This is a genomic window from Promicromonospora kroppenstedtii (assembly GCF_044389675.1).
Lineage (GTDB): Bacteria > Actinomycetota > Actinomycetes > Actinomycetales > Cellulomonadaceae > Promicromonospora > Promicromonospora kroppenstedtii.
Genome location: NZ_JBIRYI010000001.1, coordinates 410,700 through 426,893, shown reverse-complemented (window position 1 = coordinate 426,893; position 16,194 = coordinate 410,700). Strand labels below are relative to the sequence as shown.

Annotated in this window: 14 protein-coding genes; 5 read left to right on the top strand and 9 right to left on the bottom strand. The window is 74.5% G+C overall.

Annotation, left to right across the window (positions count from 1 at the left end; translation table 11 throughout):
- Positions 1 to 61: 61 nt before the first annotated feature.
- Positions 62 to 784 (top strand): TetR/AcrR family transcriptional regulator, encoded by a 723-nt coding sequence (locus tag ACH47X_RS01875; RefSeq protein ID WP_397400863.1) that lies wholly within the window; start codon positions 62 to 64, stop codon positions 782 to 784.
- 9 nt (positions 785 to 793) lie between these two features.
- On the opposite strand, the gene ACH47X_RS01870 is transcribed toward ACH47X_RS01875, so the two are convergent.
- The 5 genes from ACH47X_RS01870 to ACH47X_RS01850 form a co-directional block, all read right to left on the bottom strand.
- Positions 794 to 1,387, bottom strand: coding sequence for a 1-acyl-sn-glycerol-3-phosphate acyltransferase (locus tag ACH47X_RS01870; protein ID WP_397400861.1), 594 nt, complete (start codon positions 1,385 to 1,387; stop codon positions 794 to 796).
- 132 nt (positions 1,388 to 1,519) lie between these two features.
- Positions 1,520 to 2,776, bottom strand: coding sequence for an NAD(P)/FAD-dependent oxidoreductase (locus ACH47X_RS01865; RefSeq protein WP_397400859.1), 1,257 nt, complete (start codon positions 2,774 to 2,776; stop codon positions 1,520 to 1,522).
- Between the two features lie 51 nt (positions 2,777 to 2,827).
- Positions 2,828 to 3,214: a DUF1232 domain-containing protein gene (locus ACH47X_RS01860; protein ID WP_397400857.1), complete on the bottom strand. Its 387-nt coding sequence runs from the start codon at positions 3,212 to 3,214 to the stop codon at positions 2,828 to 2,830.
- 84 nt (positions 3,215 to 3,298) lie between these two features.
- Entirely contained in the window at positions 3,299 to 3,982 is a 684-nt protein-coding gene (locus ACH47X_RS01855; protein ID WP_397400855.1) for a YdcF family protein, read from the bottom strand.
- Between the two features lie 190 nt (positions 3,983 to 4,172).
- Positions 4,173 to 4,487, bottom strand: a complete 315-nt coding sequence (locus ACH47X_RS01850; RefSeq protein WP_036967456.1) for a helix-turn-helix domain-containing protein — start codon at positions 4,485 to 4,487, stop codon at positions 4,173 to 4,175.
- 179 nt (positions 4,488 to 4,666) lie between these two features.
- Here ACH47X_RS01850 and ACH47X_RS01845 point away from each other — a divergent pair, with 179 nt between their 5' ends.
- From ACH47X_RS01845 to ACH47X_RS01835, 3 genes are read left to right on the top strand one after another with little or no spacing between them, the layout of a single operon-like run.
- The gene (locus tag ACH47X_RS01845) at positions 4,667 to 6,181 is read left to right on the top strand and encodes a DUF3375 domain-containing protein (RefSeq protein ID WP_397400852.1); all 1,515 of its coding nucleotides are present in this window, start codon (positions 4,667 to 4,669) and stop codon (positions 6,179 to 6,181) included.
- Entirely contained in the window at positions 6,178 to 6,882 is a 705-nt protein-coding gene (locus ACH47X_RS01840) for a DUF4194 domain-containing protein (protein ID WP_142033593.1), read from the top strand. The genes ACH47X_RS01845 and ACH47X_RS01840 overlap by 4 nt, the downstream gene beginning before the upstream one ends.
- Complete coding sequence (locus tag ACH47X_RS01835) at positions 6,879 to 10,985, top strand: ATP-binding protein (RefSeq protein ID WP_397400850.1); 4,107 nt, start codon at positions 6,879 to 6,881, stop codon at positions 10,983 to 10,985. The genes ACH47X_RS01840 and ACH47X_RS01835 overlap by 4 nt, the downstream gene beginning before the upstream one ends.
- An 85-nt stretch (positions 10,986 to 11,070) precedes the next feature.
- Here the strand turns inward: ACH47X_RS01835 and cofE are convergent, their stop codons facing one another.
- On the bottom strand, positions 11,071 to 11,865 hold the full coding sequence (cofE, locus tag ACH47X_RS01830; protein WP_397400848.1) for a coenzyme F420-0:L-glutamate ligase: 795 nt from the start codon (positions 11,863 to 11,865) through the stop codon (positions 11,071 to 11,073).
- Positions 11,866 to 12,012: 147 nt separating this feature from the next.
- On the opposite strand from cofE, the gene ACH47X_RS01825 reads away from it, so the two are divergent.
- Entirely contained in the window at positions 12,013 to 13,509 is a 1,497-nt protein-coding gene (locus tag ACH47X_RS01825) for a serine/threonine-protein kinase (protein WP_397400846.1), read from the top strand.
- A gap of 4 nt (positions 13,510 to 13,513) precedes the next feature.
- Here the strand turns inward: ACH47X_RS01825 and ACH47X_RS01820 are convergent, their stop codons facing one another.
- From ACH47X_RS01820 to ACH47X_RS01810, 3 genes are read right to left on the bottom strand one after another with little or no spacing between them, the layout of a single operon-like run.
- Positions 13,514 to 14,506: a TIGR03557 family F420-dependent LLM class oxidoreductase gene (locus ACH47X_RS01820; RefSeq protein ID WP_397400844.1), complete on the bottom strand. Its 993-nt coding sequence runs from the start codon at positions 14,504 to 14,506 to the stop codon at positions 13,514 to 13,516.
- A 26-nt stretch (positions 14,507 to 14,532) separates the two neighbouring features.
- The gene (locus ACH47X_RS01815) at positions 14,533 to 15,408 is read right to left on the bottom strand and encodes a hypothetical protein (RefSeq protein ID WP_397400842.1); all 876 of its coding nucleotides are present in this window, start codon (positions 15,406 to 15,408) and stop codon (positions 14,533 to 14,535) included.
- Positions 15,409 to 15,418: 10 nt separating this feature from the next.
- On the bottom strand, positions 15,419 to 16,171 hold the full coding sequence (locus ACH47X_RS01810) for an AraC family transcriptional regulator (RefSeq protein ID WP_397400840.1): 753 nt from the start codon (positions 16,169 to 16,171) through the stop codon (positions 15,419 to 15,421).
- Positions 16,172 to 16,194: the final 23 nt, after the last annotated feature.

Here is a 16,194-nt window from a genome sequence, read left to right as displayed (position 1 = left end):
GCGTACAACGTAAGATGGTTGCAGAATGTTCCCGGCCCGTCACTCGGATTCTGGAGACCCCATGCCCCGCGAGCTGATCGACCTGCTCTGGCGCGACCATCCGGCCGCCCCGCGGGGCGGGGCACGCGGTCCGCGGACCCGCGTCTCGACGGGCGCCGTGGTCGAGGCTGCCATGCGGCTGGCCGACGCCGAGGGGCTGCCCGCCGTCACCGTCCGGCGGCTGGGCGAGGTGCTCGGTGTCTCCGCGATGTCCGTCTACACGCACGTGAACAGCCGCGACGACCTGCTGGTCCTCATGGCCGACGCCGCGTTCGCCGCCATGCCGCGGCCGGACCACGGGACGGCCGGCTGGCGCACGCGGGTGCGGCGCGTCGCCGACGCGAACCTGGCATTGCTCGGCGAGCACCCCTGGCTGCTGGAGATCGACGACGACCGCACGGCGTTCGGCCCGGGCACGATCGCCAAGTACGACCACGAGCTGCACGCGCTCGACGACCTGCCGCTGGACGACGTCGCCCGCGACGCCGCGCTCACGTTCGTGCTGGACTTCGTCCGCGGGGCCGCGCGGGCGCAGCGGCCCGACCCGCGGGCCGACGAGATGCCGCAGGCCTGGGCCCGCTGGGCGGAGCGACTGGCGGAGTACCTCGGCGACGACCATGAACTGGCCCAACGGGTGGGTGGGGCCGCGGGTGCGGCCATGAACGCACCGTCGAGCCCGACCCACGCCTGGGCCTACGGCCTGGAGCGCGTCCTGGACTCCCTCACCCCGCCCGCCGAGCGGTGAACGCGGGCGTCAGGGCTGGGCGTCCGGGGTCTCGTTGCGCAGGCGGGGCTCCGTGCGGTTGGCCGGCTTGACCCCCGACTTGTCCTGGTAGAACGCGCGGATCACATCCATGTCCGCGGCGACGTCGCCGGTCAGCTCGATGCTCGGGCCCAGGCCCGCGACCTTGGTGACGCCGTCCACGTACCCGAGCGTCACCGGCAGGCCGGCCTTCAGGGCGATGCGGTAGAACCCCGACTTCCAGTAGCCCGAGCCCTTGCCGCGCGTGCCCTCCGGCGTCACCACGAGGTGGAACTCCTCGCCCCGCTCGACGGCCGCGAGGATCTCGTCGACGATGCTGGCCGGGTCGCTCCGGTCCACGGGGATGCCGCCCAGCGAGCGCATGACACCGGCCATCGGCCCCTTGAACCAGGAGTCCTTGATGAGGAACCGGATGCGCAGGTCCATCTGGAACGCGATGGCCAGCATGAGGAAGAAGTCCGTGTTGGACGTGTGCGGCGCCCCGATGAACACCGTCGGCCGGGTCGGCGCGGGTTCCGTGCGCAGCCGGTAGCCGGTGCCGGCCCAGATCAGTCGTGCAACGGCCCGGCGGATGGTGCGTGACATCGTCGTCCTCGGTTCAGGGGATCGGCGGAAAACCTCAGGCTGCGCTGAGCTTCAGGGTCTGCAGTGTGACAGAACCACGACCCGCTCAACGAGTACCGTCCGCTGCCCGTTCCGCAGCGACCGTCCGGCTCCTCAGCGGCGCAGCAGCGGGCGCACGCTGCTCGCCGCCAGCCGCACCAGTCCTCGCGAGCCGGCCGTCTGCTCGTCGAACAGCATGAGCGCCACGTGCGCCATCGCCTCGTTGGACGCCGCCACGGCGCGCGTCGCGATGCCGGCCCACGTCTTGGAACGCATGAGCTGCTGCGCCAGGTAGCACTCGCGGTAGTGCCGCCCGAACCGGCGGCGGTGTGCTCGCTCGAACCCCGCCAGGGCGTCGGAGAGGCCAGCGCCGGCCCACGTCCCGCCGGCCCGCTCCACCTGCCCCAGGTGCTCCGCGAGCTGCACGCCGGCGGCCATGCCGTAGAAGATCCCCTCGCCGCTGAGCGGGTTGATCGTCGCGGCCGCGTCGCCGACCAGCACCGCGGCCCGGCCCCGCGCCGTCATCGGCGTCCGGGCGGCGGCGTGCGGCAGCTGGTGCGTGGCGACGCGCTCGATCCCGGAGACCGAGAAGCCCCGGCGCTCCAGGTCCTCGACGTACAGGTCGAACAGGTCGCGCAGCTTGCGGCCGTGTCGCGCGGTCTGCCGCTTCAGATGGTTCACGGGGAGGCCGACGCCGATGTTCGCGCCGTCGTCGGGCAGCGGGAAGACCCAGCCGTAGACGGGTAGGAGCGACTCCAGGAAGTCGAACCGGAGGGTGTCGCTCACGGGCTTGTCCGGGTGGGTCACCTCGCCGTACGCGCGCATCGCGATGTGGGTGTGCCGCATCGACGGCCGCTCGACGCCGATGGCGCGGCGCACCGCCGAGTAGGCGCCGTCCGCGCCGACGACCAGGTCGTACGTCTCCTCGCCGTCGGACAGGGCGACCCGCTCGCGCGCGCCGTCCGACGTCGTCCCCTCGAACGAGACGCCCTCGCGCACCTCGGCGCCCGCGTCGCGCGCCGCGCCCAGCAGCAGGTGGTCCAGCTCGAGCCGGGGTGTGACGTAGCCCGCCAGGTCGCGACCCTCCATGAGCGGGCCGCGCGCCATGGCCTCGACCCCGCCCGGGCCGCTGATGGCCACCGACATCGGCATGTGGAACGGCTCGAGCAGTTCCGAGAGGCCGAGCCCGTCCAGCACCCGGCGGGCGCCCGGACCCAGCCCGTCCCCACAGGTCTTGTCGCGCGGGAACGTGGCCTTGTCGACCACGCTCACCTGGGCACCGGGAACCTCACGGCGCAGCGCGATCGCCGTGGCGGCGCCGGCAGGCCCGCCCCCGACGACGAGGACCCGGGGTGCGTTGTCGCTGACCACGCCGTCGACCCTAGACCCGCCCGGACCGGCCGGCCAAGGCAGGCCTTCCGGTCAGCGGCGCGGCTTGCGGTCCGTCACGTCCTCGGCGGTGCCGGGCACGGTCTTGCCGTTGGCGAACCTCGCACCGCCCGAGGTGGTTCCCCCGCTGGTCGTCGTGCCGCCGTGCGAGGCATCGGCGCCCGACGTGCCGCCCGGCGTCGTGTCACCGGTGGTGCCCGGCACGGTGCGGTGCTGCCGGAACCGCCGGATGGCCTTGTAGAGGGTGACGCCCGCGATGACGATCGCGATGGCGTCGTCGCCGAGGCCGAGCGGCCCCAGCACGCCTTCGGACAGGAGGTCGATCGGGCTCGCCACGTACCCGGCGCCCGCGACGAACGTGAGGATCTCCTGCCAGGTGAACTTCCTGGGATCCTTGCCCCGCTTGTTTTCCTCGCGCATGCCCCGGAACGTAACGGAGAACGAGGAAACTCGCCAGGGATGTCCCAGAAGCCCGTTTCATGACAGGACCTCTGGCGGCGTGGATCAGACGTCTATCGGACGCCGGTCCTCCACCAGCCGCGACGTGAACCCGGCCGCCACGAGCCGGTCGAACGCGCCGATGACGTCGCCGGGCACCTCCTCCTCGTGGGAGATGAAGCCCAGCTCGGCGTAGAGCGTGAGGCGCTGCGTCTCGCCGACGAGCATGTCGACCACGCGGTCGGCATCGCCGACACCGGCCACGTACTCGTCCAGCGTCTGGGGCCGCGACACGCACAGCACGTCGACGTCTGGCCACACCATCTGGCTCGTCGCGAACGCCCGACGCTGCTGGTAGGGGTGCGACACGAGCAGCACGGAGGTCGGCTCGACACCGTGCTCGACGAGCAGGTTGCGGCTGTACTCCAGGTTCTCACTGGTGTTGGTCGCCTCCGGCTCGACGAGCACCGCCTCAGCGGGCACGCCGCTCGCGATCGCGTGGTCTCGGTAGCCGAGCGCCTCGCCCTCGGGAAAGGCATCGACGGTGGTGGGCGCGTTCGCGCCCGTGAAGACGATCTGCCGGAACAGTCCCTGGTGGTAGAGCTCAGCGGTGTACTCGGCCACGCCGAGGTCGTGGCCGCCCAGGCCGATGCAGACGTCGACCTGCCGTGGCTCGTGCTGCAGGTCGTGGAACACCCACAGTGTCTCTACGTCCTCCCGCACCTCGGCGGGGATCATGACGTTCGGCATATGACGACCATATTGCTCGGACGAATGGGGGGCACAACCAGAGCGAGAGCGCGCACCTGGATTCCACAGGAATTGCGTGCAATGTCACATTTACCGGGAACGGCCCACAAGCGCCGTCGCTCTCCGTCCCCGCACCCCCCGCACCGGCATCCCATACCGAGACAAGGTAGCGGACCCCGGAGAAACCGCCCTACCGCGGGGGATCCTCGTCCTCCTCCGGCTCACCGGCCGGGTCGGCCGCGACGGGGACCACGTCGTCCTCGAGCTTGCCCGAGAAGAGGTCGTAGTACTGCAGGTGAAGGTGGTAGCCGGCGCCCAGCGCGATGCGCCGGACCATTCCGAGCGTGGGCTCGATCTGCCCCGACTCGATACGACTGATCGTCGACGTGGGCACGCCCGCGAGCACCCCGAGGGAACTCATGCTGAGCCCTCGCTCGGCACGGATCCGGGCAATGATCTGGGCTGCGTTCGTGAGCAAGATGCCCTCCCGTCGACGCTCTGCCATCGAAACGTGCCATGACGCACGACAGGGCCTGCCGGAAAGTGAAGATCTGTTTTCCGGCAAGCCCTGTGGGACCTGACTCTATACGTCTATGGCCGTCGCGGCTCAGCGACGGGGCATGTGCCGCGATGTTTCCTCCGGGGGTGCCGCACCGACACGTTGGCCTACTACTCTCAGCCCCCATGGGTACTGCGAGCTCACCGGGGGACGCCGCGCCCCGGCCGGCCGCCGGGCACGGGACAGGTCGTCGCGGCCAGGCGGCACGCGCCGTGCGCGCCCTTCTCCAGGAGCACCCCGCGTGGGTGCTGCTGCGGTCGAGGAACGCCGCGGCCGCCGTCGTGCTGCTCGACCGCAACCTCGGGGCCTCCCGCCGCCGGCTCCCCGTGGAGCAGCTCGCGGAGCGGATCGACGACGACGTCCCCGAGCTGCGTCGCGCCGGCTTCGAGCTGCCCTACTCGGGCTACTTCTACGTCTCGGAGTGGATCGACGAGGGCGTGCTGGTACGCCGCCGCGCCGCGTCGAGCGGGGGCGAGCCCGGCACCGAGACGGTCGAGCTGTCCGACGGCGCGCTGCTCGCCATCCGCTTCGTCTCCCGCCTGAGCCGGCCCCACCCCGCGGTGACGCCGTCCCGGCTGGGCGCGGTGCTCGACGGCCTGCACCGGCTGGCCGACGAGGCCGACCCCGACCCGGAGGCCCGGCTCGCGGCCCTGCTGGAGCAGCGCGCCGCCCTGGACGCCAAGATCGAACGCGCCCGCCGCGGCGACTCGGAAGCCCTGCCCGCGGACGTCGCCGTCGAGCGTGCCCGGGAGATCCTCGCCCTGGCGGGCGACATCCCCGCCGACCTGGCCCGGGTGCGGACCGAGCTGGAGCGCACGGACCGCGAGCTGCGGCGCCGGCTCCTGGAGTCCGACGGGTCGCGGGACACCTTCCTCGACGACATCTACCGCGGCGTGGACCACCTGGCCGAGTCGGAGGCGGGCCGCGGCCTGGTCGCGTTCCGCGAGCTGCTGCGCCGGTCGGAGCACACCGCGCAGGACGACCTGGGCCGCGTGCTCGACTCCGTGCACCTCGCGCCGAGCGAGGCCTCGGCGCTGCGCCGCCTGCTGCCCACGCTGCAGGACGCCGCCGACGAGCTCACCGACACCATGGGCGTGCTGCGCCGCGCGCTGCAGCGGATGGTGCGCTCCGGCGAGCTCCCGGCCGAGCGCGCGCTGCGCCGGCTGATCGGTGAGGCGCAGGACGCCGCGCTGGCCGCCGCACCCGACGTCGCCCCTGGCGCCGAGCTGCGCCTGAGCCTGCAGCTGGGCGCGGTGGCACCCCGCTCCGTGGGCGGCCTCGCGCCGCACAACCCGGGCGGGGAGGACGTCGAGGCACCGCTCGCCGACCCCGCCCTGCCACCCCGGCCGGTCTCGCTCACGGCGCTGCGCGCGATGGCCCGCGACTCGGAGATCGACGTCGACGAGCTGCGCGGGCACGTGAACGACGTGGTCGACCAGGCGGGCCGGGCCACGGTCGCCTCCGTGCTCGCCGCGCACCCCGCGACACAGGGTGCCGCCAGCGTCGTCGGGCTGCTGACGCTCGCCGAGCGGCACGGCACCCCCACCACGGAGCGAGAGGACGTCGCCTGGCGGTCCTCGCGCGGCGTCGCGCGGCGCGCCACCCTTCCCCAGCACCAGTTCGAGGAGCATGTCCCGTGACAGAACCCGTTCCCGGACGAGGTCCGGCGCGACCCGACCCGGCCGACCTCCGCACCGCGCGCCCCGGGCGGCCGGCAGACGGCGGCACCGCGTCCGCGCCGTCGGGCAGCGGATCCGGCGGCGAGGCAGGCAGCCACCTCTGGCCCGGCGACCACGGCACGCTGCCCGCGGCCGCGCGCCTCGCGCTGGCGCGGCTCGTGCGCGGGCCCTACCTGGCCGCCGAGACCGACGCCGACACCTGGCGCGCGCTCCTCACCCACGAGGACGTGGTGCGCGAGCGCCTCGCGGACCAGTACCTCGACCTGGTGGTGGACGGCGACGCGCAGGTCGCGTTCGTGCGCGACGTGCCGGCGGCCGACGCCCCGCAGGTGGTGCGGGCGGTCACGCTGACGTTCCTGGACACGGCGCTGTTGCTGCACCTGCGCGCCCTCCTGCTGGACTCGGCCGACGGCCGGGTGGCGGTCAGCCGCGACGAGGCGGCCGACCACCTCGCCGTCTACCGGCGGCGCGGCGGGGGTTCGCCGATGGACTTCACCCGGCAGCTGGACGCGACGTGGGCGCGACTGATCGAGTCGGGCATGCTGGAGCCGCTCAGCGGGGACAGGTGCACGGTCTCCCCCGTGCTGCGGACCGTGTTCGGGGCGGACCAGGTCGCGGCGCTGAGCGCCGAGTACGCCCGGCTGGCGAAGGAGAGCGCATGAAGACCCCGCACCCGTCCCCCACCGGGCAGTGGCGCCTCGCGCGCATCGAGCTGGTCAACTGGGGCACCTTCTCGGGGCACCACGTGGTGCCCGTCCCGCGCGAGGGCTTCCTGCTGACCGGCCACTCGGGCTCGGGCAAGTCGTCGCTGGTCGACGCCGTCGCCGCGGTGCTGACACCTCCCGAGCACCTGCGGTTCAACGTGGCCGCGGCCGGCACGGCCGCCACGGAGCGCGAGGCGGGCGACCGTGACGTCGTCTCGTACGTACGCGGCGCGTGGCGGCACCGGACCGACGAGAGCACGGGCGAGGTGGTGGCCGACCACCTGCGCCAGGGCGCCACCTGGTCGGGCGTGCTGCTGCGGTACTCGAACGGCACCGACGCCGACGACGGCACCGTGACCCTCGTCCGCCTGTTCCACCTCACACGCGGCTCCTCCGCGCCGGCGACGCTGCACGTGGTGGTGCGCGGCGAGGTGGGGCTCCTGGACTTCGAGCGGTTCGTCCGCTCCGGCCCCGACGTCGCGGGCGTGTCCGCCGCCTGGCCCGACGCGACCGTGAGCGAGCGGCACGCGCCGTTCGCCGCGGCGTTCACGCAGGCCCTGGGCATCGGCTCGGAGCAGGCGCTGGTGCTGCTGCACCGCACGCAGTCGGCCAAGAACCTGGGCAGCCTGGACGACCTGTTCCGCGGGCACATGCTGGACGAGCCCGGAACGTTCGCGCTGGCGGCCCAGGCCGTGGACCAGTTCGCGGACGTGGCGCGCGCGTACGCGGACATCGAGACCTCGCGCCGGCAGATCGACCACCTGGGCCGGCTCGCCGCCCTGACCAAGACGTACGACGAGGGGTCGGCGGCCGGGGTCCGCGCGGCGACGCTGCGCGGCTCGCTGGAGACCTTCAAGGATGCGTGGAAGCTCGACCTGGCGCACGGCGCCCTGGCGGGGGCACGCGCCGCGGAGGAGCGGGCGCAGCACCACCGCAAGGCCGCCGACACCGAGGTCGACGTCGCCGCCAACACGCACCAGCAGGCCGTGAACGTGCTGGGGGCGCGCGGCGGGCAGGCGCTGGCCACGCAGGCCGACCGCCTGCAGCGCGCCGGCGAGATCGCGGCTCTGGTCCGCACCCGGCGCGGCGAGCTGAAGACCGACCTCGAGTCCGTGGGCATGAACATGCCGGAGACGTTCGCGGAGTTCGCGGCGCTCAAGGAGAAGGCGCGCTGGGAGCTCGGCGGGACCAAGCCGCCGGCCACGGGCGCGGTACCGACCCTCACCGGCGCGATCCCGGCCGTGACGGACCAGGTCGCCGCCGTCGCGACCGGGCAGGTCGCCGCCGTCGCGACCGGCGCCGTCCCCGAGGTGTCCACCGACGCGGTGCCCGCGGTCACGACGGGCGCCGTCGCGACGGTCACGCGGTCGCGCGCCCCCGAGCTGCTCGACGGCGCCATCCGGGAGGCCCTGGCCACGCGGTCCGCGGTCGGGCAGCGGCACGAGGCCGTGGCCACCCGGATCCAGGCCGTGCGGCAGACCCAGACGAACGTGCCGGCCGCGCTCGCCACGGCCCGCCGCGCCGTCGCGGAGGCCGCCGGGCTCGACGTCTCGGTGCTCCCGTTCGCGGCCGAGCTGCTGCGCGTCCGGGAGGACGACGCCGCCTGGCGGCCCGTGATCGAGGAGATCCTGCGCCCGCTCGGCACGCTCGTGCTGGTCTCCCCCGCGCACCGCGCCGCCGTGGCCCGCGCCGTCGAGGCCGGACCCGGCCTGCGCTACCGCGTCGTCGGCGTGCGCAACGACGCGCCGCGGTCCACCGACGACTCGTCTCTGGTGCACAAGGTCGAGGTCAAGGACGGCCCGATGTCGGGCTGGCTGCACCGCCGCCTGTCCGAGCAGTACGACTACCTGTGCGTGGACGAGCCCGCCGGGCTGGACCTGCACGAGCGCGCCGTGACCCGCGAGGGCCTGATCAAGCACGGGCCGGAGGAGATCGAGCAGCCGGTGCTGCCCGGCGTCGAGGACTGGGCGCTCGGCTGGGACGCCGACGACCGGCTGGACCAGCTCCTGGAGCTCGCGCGCGAGACGCAGGCTCGCCTGGCCGAGGCGGACGAGGCCGTGGCCGACGCCGTCGCCGAGCAGCGCGAGGCCGTGCGCCGTCAGCTCACGCTGCGGCACGTGGCCCGGCGCGAGTGGCGCGAGGTCGACATCGAGACCGCCGAGGCCGACCTGACCGACGCCCAGGCGTCGTTCGACCGGCTGCTGGACGGCACGATGGACCTGCTCCAGGCTTCGCAGGACGTCGCGGCCGCCGAGACGCGGCTGGACCAGGCCCGCGCCGCTGCCGCGGAGGCCGCCGACGCGCTCGCCGAGGCCCGCGCGCACCGCCGCAGCCTGGAGCACGTGGTGGCCGAGCTCGGGGACGCGCCGACCAACGCGATCCCGCTGGCGCACCGGCAGGAGCTGGAGAAGCGCTACGCCGCCGTCCGCAAGACCGTCACGCACGAGGTGATCGACGACGTCTCCCTGACCGTCTCCCGCACACTGGACGCGGAGCGCGAGGCCGGGCTGCGCACGTCGGGCGCCGCCGAGCGGGAGATCGTCGGGCTGCTGTCCGAGTTCCGCCGCCGCTGGCCTGCCATCACACGGGACCTCACGGCACAGGTGGGCGACCGCGCCCGGTACCTGGAGGTGCTGGAGCGCATCCGCACCTCCAGGCTGCCCGAGCAGGAGGCCCGGTTCTCCGACCTGCTCACCGACCAGGCGCGCCGCGCGCTGCGGAAGCTCGCCGCGGAGGTCCGGCAGGCGCCCGCGACCATCCGCGAGCGCATCGTCGGCGTCAACACGTCCCTGCGGCGTTCGCCCTTCGACACCGACCGGTTCCTCGAGATCCGCGTCAAGGAGCGGCGTCCGGCCGCCGTCGAGGAGTTCCTGACCACGCTCGACGCCCTCACCGGCGACGCCGAGCCGGAGTACGAGGTGCTGGAGCGACTGGTGCGCCGGCTCGGGTCCAGCGACCCGGCCGACCGCGCGTGGCGGTCCCTGTGCCTGGACACGCGGCGGCACGTGCACTTCACGGGCGTCGAGGTCACCGCGGGCGGCATCGCGCTGGCGGTGCACGACTCCTCCGCCGGTCTGTCCGGCGGCCAGCGCCAGAAGCTCGTGGTGTTCTGCCTGGCCGCGGCTCTGCGGTACCAGCTCGCCGGGGCGTCGGACTCCGCGACGCCCGCCTACGGCACGATCCTGCTGGACGAGGCCTTCGACAAGGCCGACACCGCGTTCACGCGCACCGCGATGGACACCTTCGCCGCGTTCGGGTTCCACATGATCCTGGCCACGCCGCTCAAGCTGCTCCAGACGCTGGAGGACTACGTGGGCGGCATCGGTCTGGCGACCTGCCGCGAGATGCGGGAGTCGCGGGTGGACGTGGTGCTCCTGGAGACCCCGCTGCCCGACGTCGACCCGGTCGCCTCGGCGACCCGGGGCGGGGGCGGAGGTTCGGGCAGCGGTGGTGGTTCGGCCGGCAGCGGTGGCTCCGGTTCGTCCGGTGGGACCACGCCGGGGGACGGCGGAACGCCGACGTCCGGTGGTCCGGCGCCGACGAGCGCACCGGTCACCCCGGCGCCCACCGCGCCGCAGACCGCTGTGCCACAGGCAGCCGCGCCTGTGCCACAGGCCGCTGTGCCACAGGCCGCTGCGCCGCAGGCAGCAGCCAACCCGGCACCAGCCCCGCCCTCGACACCGCGGACGCCTGCGCCCGCCGACCCGGGCACGCCCGGCACCCCGGCCGCTCCCGCGCAGCCGCACGCCCCGGTCCCCCCGCCGCCACCGGCAGCCGGACCAGCCGCGGGACCCGCAGCCGACGACGCCGCCGTCACCCCGCCGCGCGGGATCCCGGCCGTGCCGCCGCCCCCGCCCGAGCCGACGCCGACCGGCCCCCGGCCGCTGACCTCGGTCACGCCCCCACCGCCGTCTGCCCCGACGGCGCCTGCGCCGGCCGCGCCGTCGTCCGACACGGGTGACGACGAGCCGGAGCCGGACTGGTCCGTGACCGTGACCCCCGAGCAGGCGGACGCCGCCTCGCCGGTCGTGCGGATGACGTCCCGCCGTCCGTCCCTCTAGGTAACCGCCGATCGCCTTCGAGGCCTAAGTTTCTTCGCTTTCAGCAGCGCGAGAGCGAAGAAACTTGGGCCTCGAAGGTGAGGTCTCAGCGGCCGCCTGCCCCGCGGCCCGCAGCGCCGTCCGCCAGGCCGCGGGCGTAGGCCTCGGCCGAGCCCTCGCGGAACAGGTCGTCCGCGCTGCCCCGCACGAGGGCCCGCGCGCCGGGGCCGTCGGCGTCGGTCACGTGCCGGTCCATGCCGCGCACGACGGCGACGGCGCGCCCCGCCGACTTGCCGCGCACCAGCTCGGACGCCGCCGCGATCTCGTCGACGACGGCGGTCACGGTCACGTTGAGCGGGCGCCCGTGCGTGTCGGTGCTGCCGCGCAGGTCGTCGGTCGGGGTGATCCCGGCGCAGCCGATGGCGATGTCGACCAGGGCGTCGCGCCACGGCCGGCCCGCCGTGTCGGTGACGACCACTCCGATGCGGCCCAGTCCGAGCCGCTGCGTGAGCGCGGACCGGATCGTCCGCGCCGAGGCGTCGGGGTCCACGGGCAGCAGCAGGACGGTGCCCTCGGGCGTGTTGCTCGCGTCCACGCCCGCAGCGGCCATGACCAGGCCGAGCTTGTTCTCGACGATCCGCAGCGGCGGCAGCCCGGGGCGCTCCCGCCGGGCCACGACACGGACGGTCTCGTCGGTGATCGCCTGCTCGCGGTCGTCGGCGGCCACGACCCGCCCCTCGGCCTTGGACACGATCTTCGAGGTGACCACGACGACGTCGCCGTCCCGGGGCCGGTCCTGCTCCTCCAGGCCCGCCAGGAGGTCGGCGATCAGCTCGCCGAGATGGTCGCCGGGGATGATCTCGGGCAGCCCGTCGGGGGCCCAGACGCTGAGTCGTTCCACGGGTCCATCTTTATACAGCGGTGGCGCGGGTCGGTGCGCTATCGTTCCCGGGTTGTACGCCGAATATGTCCGGTTGGCGCAGGATGCGGGCCGGGACCGACAGGGGGAACGTTCGTGTTGCAGGATCCGCCCCGGCGGACCGTGTCGATGCCCGAACCCGCGGCGCTCCGGAGCGGCGAGCCGCGCACCGTCGGACCGTTCCGCATCCGGGCCCGGCTCGGCAGCGGCGGCATGGGCGACGTCTACCTCGGTTCCGGGAAACGCGGCCGCGAGGTCGCCATCAAGCTGATCCGCGGCGCGGCGCTGCACGACGACGAGTTCCGCGCGCGGTTCCGGCGCGAGGTGCGCGCCGTCGCCACGGTGCGCAGCCGGCACATCGCCAACCTGGTCGACGCCGATCCCGAGGCCGAGGTCCCCTGGCTCGCGACCGAGTACGTCCCCGGGCCGACGCTCTCCCAGGCGCTGGCCGCGGACGGCCCGCTCCCCGAGGCAGTCGTCCTGGAGGTGGTCCGCGGCGTCGCGGAGGCCTTGCAGGCCGTGCACCGCGCGAACCTGGTGCACCGCGACGTCAAGCCGGGCAACGTGATCCTCGGCCCCGGTGGCCCGCGCCTGATCGACCTCGGGGTGGTCGCCACGACGGACGCGACGCGCGTGACGATGACCGGGCAACCGGTCGGCACCCCGATGTACATGGCCCCCGAGCAGGCGGCGGGCAGCCGCGCGACGGCGGCAGCCGACGTCTGGGCGCTCGGCGCGCTGGCCTACTACGCCGCGACGGGCCGGCACCTCTACGAGGGCGACCACCCCGCCGTCGTGCTCTACCGCGTCTCGGCGCAGGACCCCTCCTACGACGACGCGCCCGCCTACCTGCGACCGCTCCTCGACGCGTGCCTGGTCAGGGACCCGGAGCGTCGGGCCTCGCTCACGATGGTCCTGCGCTCGCTGGGTGTGCCCGACCAGTCGGTCCTGGCGACCACGCCGACGCCCGCGCCCGGCCTCCTGCCGTCCGCCCGTCCCGGCGCAGCGCGGCGCCACCCGAGGTGGCAGCGGGTCGCACTGACCGCGGGAGTCGTGACGGCGGTCCTGCTGGCCGGGACGGCGGGCGCAGTGTGGTATTCGCTCTCCGACGAGGTGCGCCGGCCGGGACACACGATGGTCACCGACGCGCCGGACCTGTCGGAGGAGACGGCACCGGCGGGGTCGCCGGCCCCCGTGGAGAGCGGGGAGCCTACCGAGGCGGGCGGGTCCGCGGTAGCCCTCGACCCCGACGGAAGCCTGAGCAGTCCCTGGTCGCAGGGCACGGCCCACCGGCTCGGCCCCGAGTCCTGCTGGATCGCCGACGTCGCCGAGGTGCGGGGCCGGCAGGTCACGCTCGCCCTGAGGTGCGACGAGACAGGGTCGGCCACCTGGGGCCACCCCGTCCCGCGACAGTGGCTACGACTCAACGCCGTCGGGCAGGACGGGACCGTCAAGGAGGCCCTCGCGGAGGACGGCGGCGCACAGGACACGTTCTGGACGCAGGGCGAGCTCCCGGACACCTCCGCCGTGCGGCTCACGATCACGCTGCCCGACGTCGGCCCGCTCGCCGCCGTCGAGCTGCGCCACAAGGACGGCTACGGCGCGTACTGGGCAGCTGCCCCCTGACAGCTCAGCGCACGAGCTTCGGGAGCACCTCGCGGCCGAACGTCTCGATCCACTCGCGCTGGTTGCGGCCCGCGTTGTGCAGGTAGATCCGGTCGAACCCGAGGTCCACGTACCGCTGGATCGACGCGCGGTGCTCGTCCGGGTCGGCGGAGATCAGCATCCGCCCGTCGAAGTCCTCGGGCCGGACCATCCGGGCGAGCTGCGCGAAGTCGTGGGGCGAGCGGATGTCGGAGCGCGGGAAGCGCATGCCCCCCACGGGCCACTCGGTCAGGGCGTTCGCCACCGCCGCCTCGTGGGTCGGGGCCCAGGACAGGTGGAGCTGCAGCGCCTTGGGCATCCGGCCGGGGTCGCGGCCCGACTCACGGGCGCCGTCGGCGAACCGGGTCAGCAACGAGGCCATGCGGTCCAGCGGGGCGGCCTGCGTGATCAGCCCGTCGGCCGTCCGCCCGGCACGGCGGGCCGTGACCGGACCCGCCGTCGCGACCAGGATCTCGGGTGCGGCGTCAGGCATGGTCCACAGCCGGGTCGACTCCAGCTTGAAGTACGTGCCCATGTGCTTGACGTCCCGGCCGGCGAGGGACCCGGCGAAGAGCTTGCGGATGATCTCGACCGCCTCGAACATCCGGTTGATCCGCTCGGGCGCCTCGGGCCAGTAGCCGCCCACCACGTGCTCGTTGAGCGCCTCCCCCGAGCCGACGCCGAGCCAGTGCCGGCCGGGATTCATCGCCGCGAGCGTCGCCGAGGCCTGGGCCACCACGGCGGGGTGCCACCGGAAGGTCGGCGCCGTGACGGGGCCCAGGTCGCCCGTGGTGTGCTCCGCGGCGGCCGCGAGCGCGTTCCAGACAAAGCCTGCCTGGCCCTGCTGCGGGGTCCAGGGCTGGAAGTGGTCGGCGGCCATGACGCCGGAGAACCCGTGCGCCTCGGCGAACGCCGCCAGCTCCACCGCCTCGCGGGGCGCGAACTGCTCGAGCATCGCGGCATAGCCGATGGTCACCACGCGGGACAGCCTACGTCGCGCACCCGTCAGAGCCGGCCGTGCTCCCGGAGCGCCGCGAGCGCACCGAACGTGGCCAGGCCGCGCGCGTCCACCGTCTGGCCCGGTGACCAGTGCAGGTAGTCGAAGTCCCAGCCGCCGTCGTCGAGCTGCTCCCGCTCCAGCCGGTCCAGCTCGCCCTCGATCAGCGGCTCGGGGAACAGCGCACGGCTGGGCGCGCCGGGTCGCGGCGACAGCAGCAGGGGCCGGAGCTTCTCGTCGTCCTCGCCGCCCGTGACGGGGATGGTCCCGTCGTCGGCCAGCGCCGGTCGCAGGCGCTCGACGGCGGTCGCGGCCCGGTCCGGCTCCGGCACGGCGTCCAGGAAGCGGAGCGCGAACAGGACCGTGTACCCGTCCGTGCGGTGCGCGCCGTCGAGCTGCTTCCAGCACCATGCCGTCGCCGCGTCGAGCCAGGGGTGGTCCAGGCCCAGCTCCCAGAGGTGGGCGGCGATGGCGTACGTGAGGAACCCGTCGTCGTTGGGCCGCATCCAGGGGGCGGCCGGGTAGTCGGCGGCGGTGGGCAGCACGTGCGGCGCGCGGCCGTCGGGCAGCGCGACGCCGGCCAGCCAGTCGGCGGTCTCGGTGGCCAGCACCGCAACGGCGGGGTCGGCGGCGGTGCCCAGCTCGGCGAGCACCTCCAGCGCGGACAGGGCGCCCGAGACCTGGCTGTCGGGGCCGCGCAGGTCGGGTTCCAGGGCGTGGCCCCAGCCGCCGTCGTCGTTCCGGTAGGGGCGCAGCGCGTCCAGCACCCGGGTGGCCGGCGCCTCGCCGAGCAGTGCCGCGAGGCGATGGCGTTCCAGCAGGCGGGCGTCGTCGTACACGAACCGCCGGGCCGCTGCGAGGTCGATGCTCGTCGATGTGCTCATGGGCTCGACGCTAGGCCGCGGTCAGGGTGGCGTCTTCCAGAAATCGGACGGGCGTGAGGCCTGTGAGCCGGCGTACCTCGTCCGACATGTGCGCCTGGCTCGCGTAGCCGGCCGCGGTCGCCCGCTCCGCGAGGGGCACCGGGATGCCGGAGGACGGCCCGGCCGCGCCGGAGGACAGCGCGATCAGCCGCCGCAGCCGCGCCACCCGGCCGAGCATCTTGGGCCCGTAGCCGACGGCGTCCACGGTGCGCCGGTGCAGGTGCCGTTCGCTGACGCCGAGCTCTTGCGCCACACCGGAGATGCGCGCCCCCGGGACACCGAGCCGGCGAGCGGCCGCCGCGACCAGGCCGTCGCGCTCGGCCTTGCGTCGCAGCACCGCGAGCGCCAGGAGATCCAGGCGGTGGGCCGGGCCGGCGGCGTCGAGCGCGTCGGCGAGCGCCGGGCCCACGTCGGGCCAGATCTCGGCCAGCGGCACGCGCTGGTCCCGGACCTCCGACGCGGGCAGGCCCAGGACGGCGCCTGCGGCGCCGGGCCGGAGCCGGATGCCGCTGGTGGGCGACGGCTGGGGAGCCCCGCTCGGCCGGGAGACGACGGGGCCTGTGTCTGCGCCGACGATCACCAGCTCGCCGTCGAGCCGCACGAGGTCGACGCAGCCGTCCGGGATGATCCGTTGCTCGTGCCCCGGTGGCACGTCGTGCTCCCACAGGCAGGCGACCACCGGCAGCAGGCCGGCGGGCGGCGCGAGCTCGCGGTACGGGGTCATGGCAGACACGCTACGCGTCGTCT

Bases quoted from the DNA above. Each gene is read 5' to 3' on its own strand.
- ACH47X_RS01875 (WP_397400863.1), top strand. From the start codon at position 62: ATGCCCCGCGAGCTGATCGACCTGCTCTGGCGCGACCATCCGGCCGCC.
- ACH47X_RS01870 (WP_397400861.1), bottom strand. From the start codon at position 1,387: ATGTCACGCACCATCCGCCGGGCCGTTGCACGACTGATCTGGGCCGGC.
- ACH47X_RS01860 (WP_397400857.1), bottom strand. From the start codon at position 3,214: ATGCGCGAGGAAAACAAGCGGGGCAAGGATCCCAGGAAGTTCACCTGG.
- ACH47X_RS01855 (WP_397400855.1), bottom strand. From the start codon at position 3,982: ATGCCGAACGTCATGATCCCCGCCGAGGTGCGGGAGGACGTAGAGACA.
- ACH47X_RS01850 (WP_036967456.1), bottom strand. From the start codon at position 4,487: ATGGCAGAGCGTCGACGGGAGGGCATCTTGCTCACGAACGCAGCCCAG.
- ACH47X_RS01845 (WP_397400852.1), top strand. From the start codon at position 4,667: ATGGGTACTGCGAGCTCACCGGGGGACGCCGCGCCCCGGCCGGCCGCC.
- ACH47X_RS01835 (WP_397400850.1), top strand. From the start codon at position 6,879: ATGAAGACCCCGCACCCGTCCCCCACCGGGCAGTGGCGCCTCGCGCGC.
- ACH47X_RS01825 (WP_397400846.1), top strand. From the start codon at position 12,013: ATGCCCGAACCCGCGGCGCTCCGGAGCGGCGAGCCGCGCACCGTCGGA.
- ACH47X_RS01815 (WP_397400842.1), bottom strand. From the start codon at position 15,408: ATGAGCACATCGACGAGCATCGACCTCGCAGCGGCCCGGCGGTTCGTG.
- ACH47X_RS01810 (WP_397400840.1), bottom strand. From the start codon at position 16,171: ATGACCCCGTACCGCGAGCTCGCGCCGCCCGCCGGCCTGCTGCCGGTG.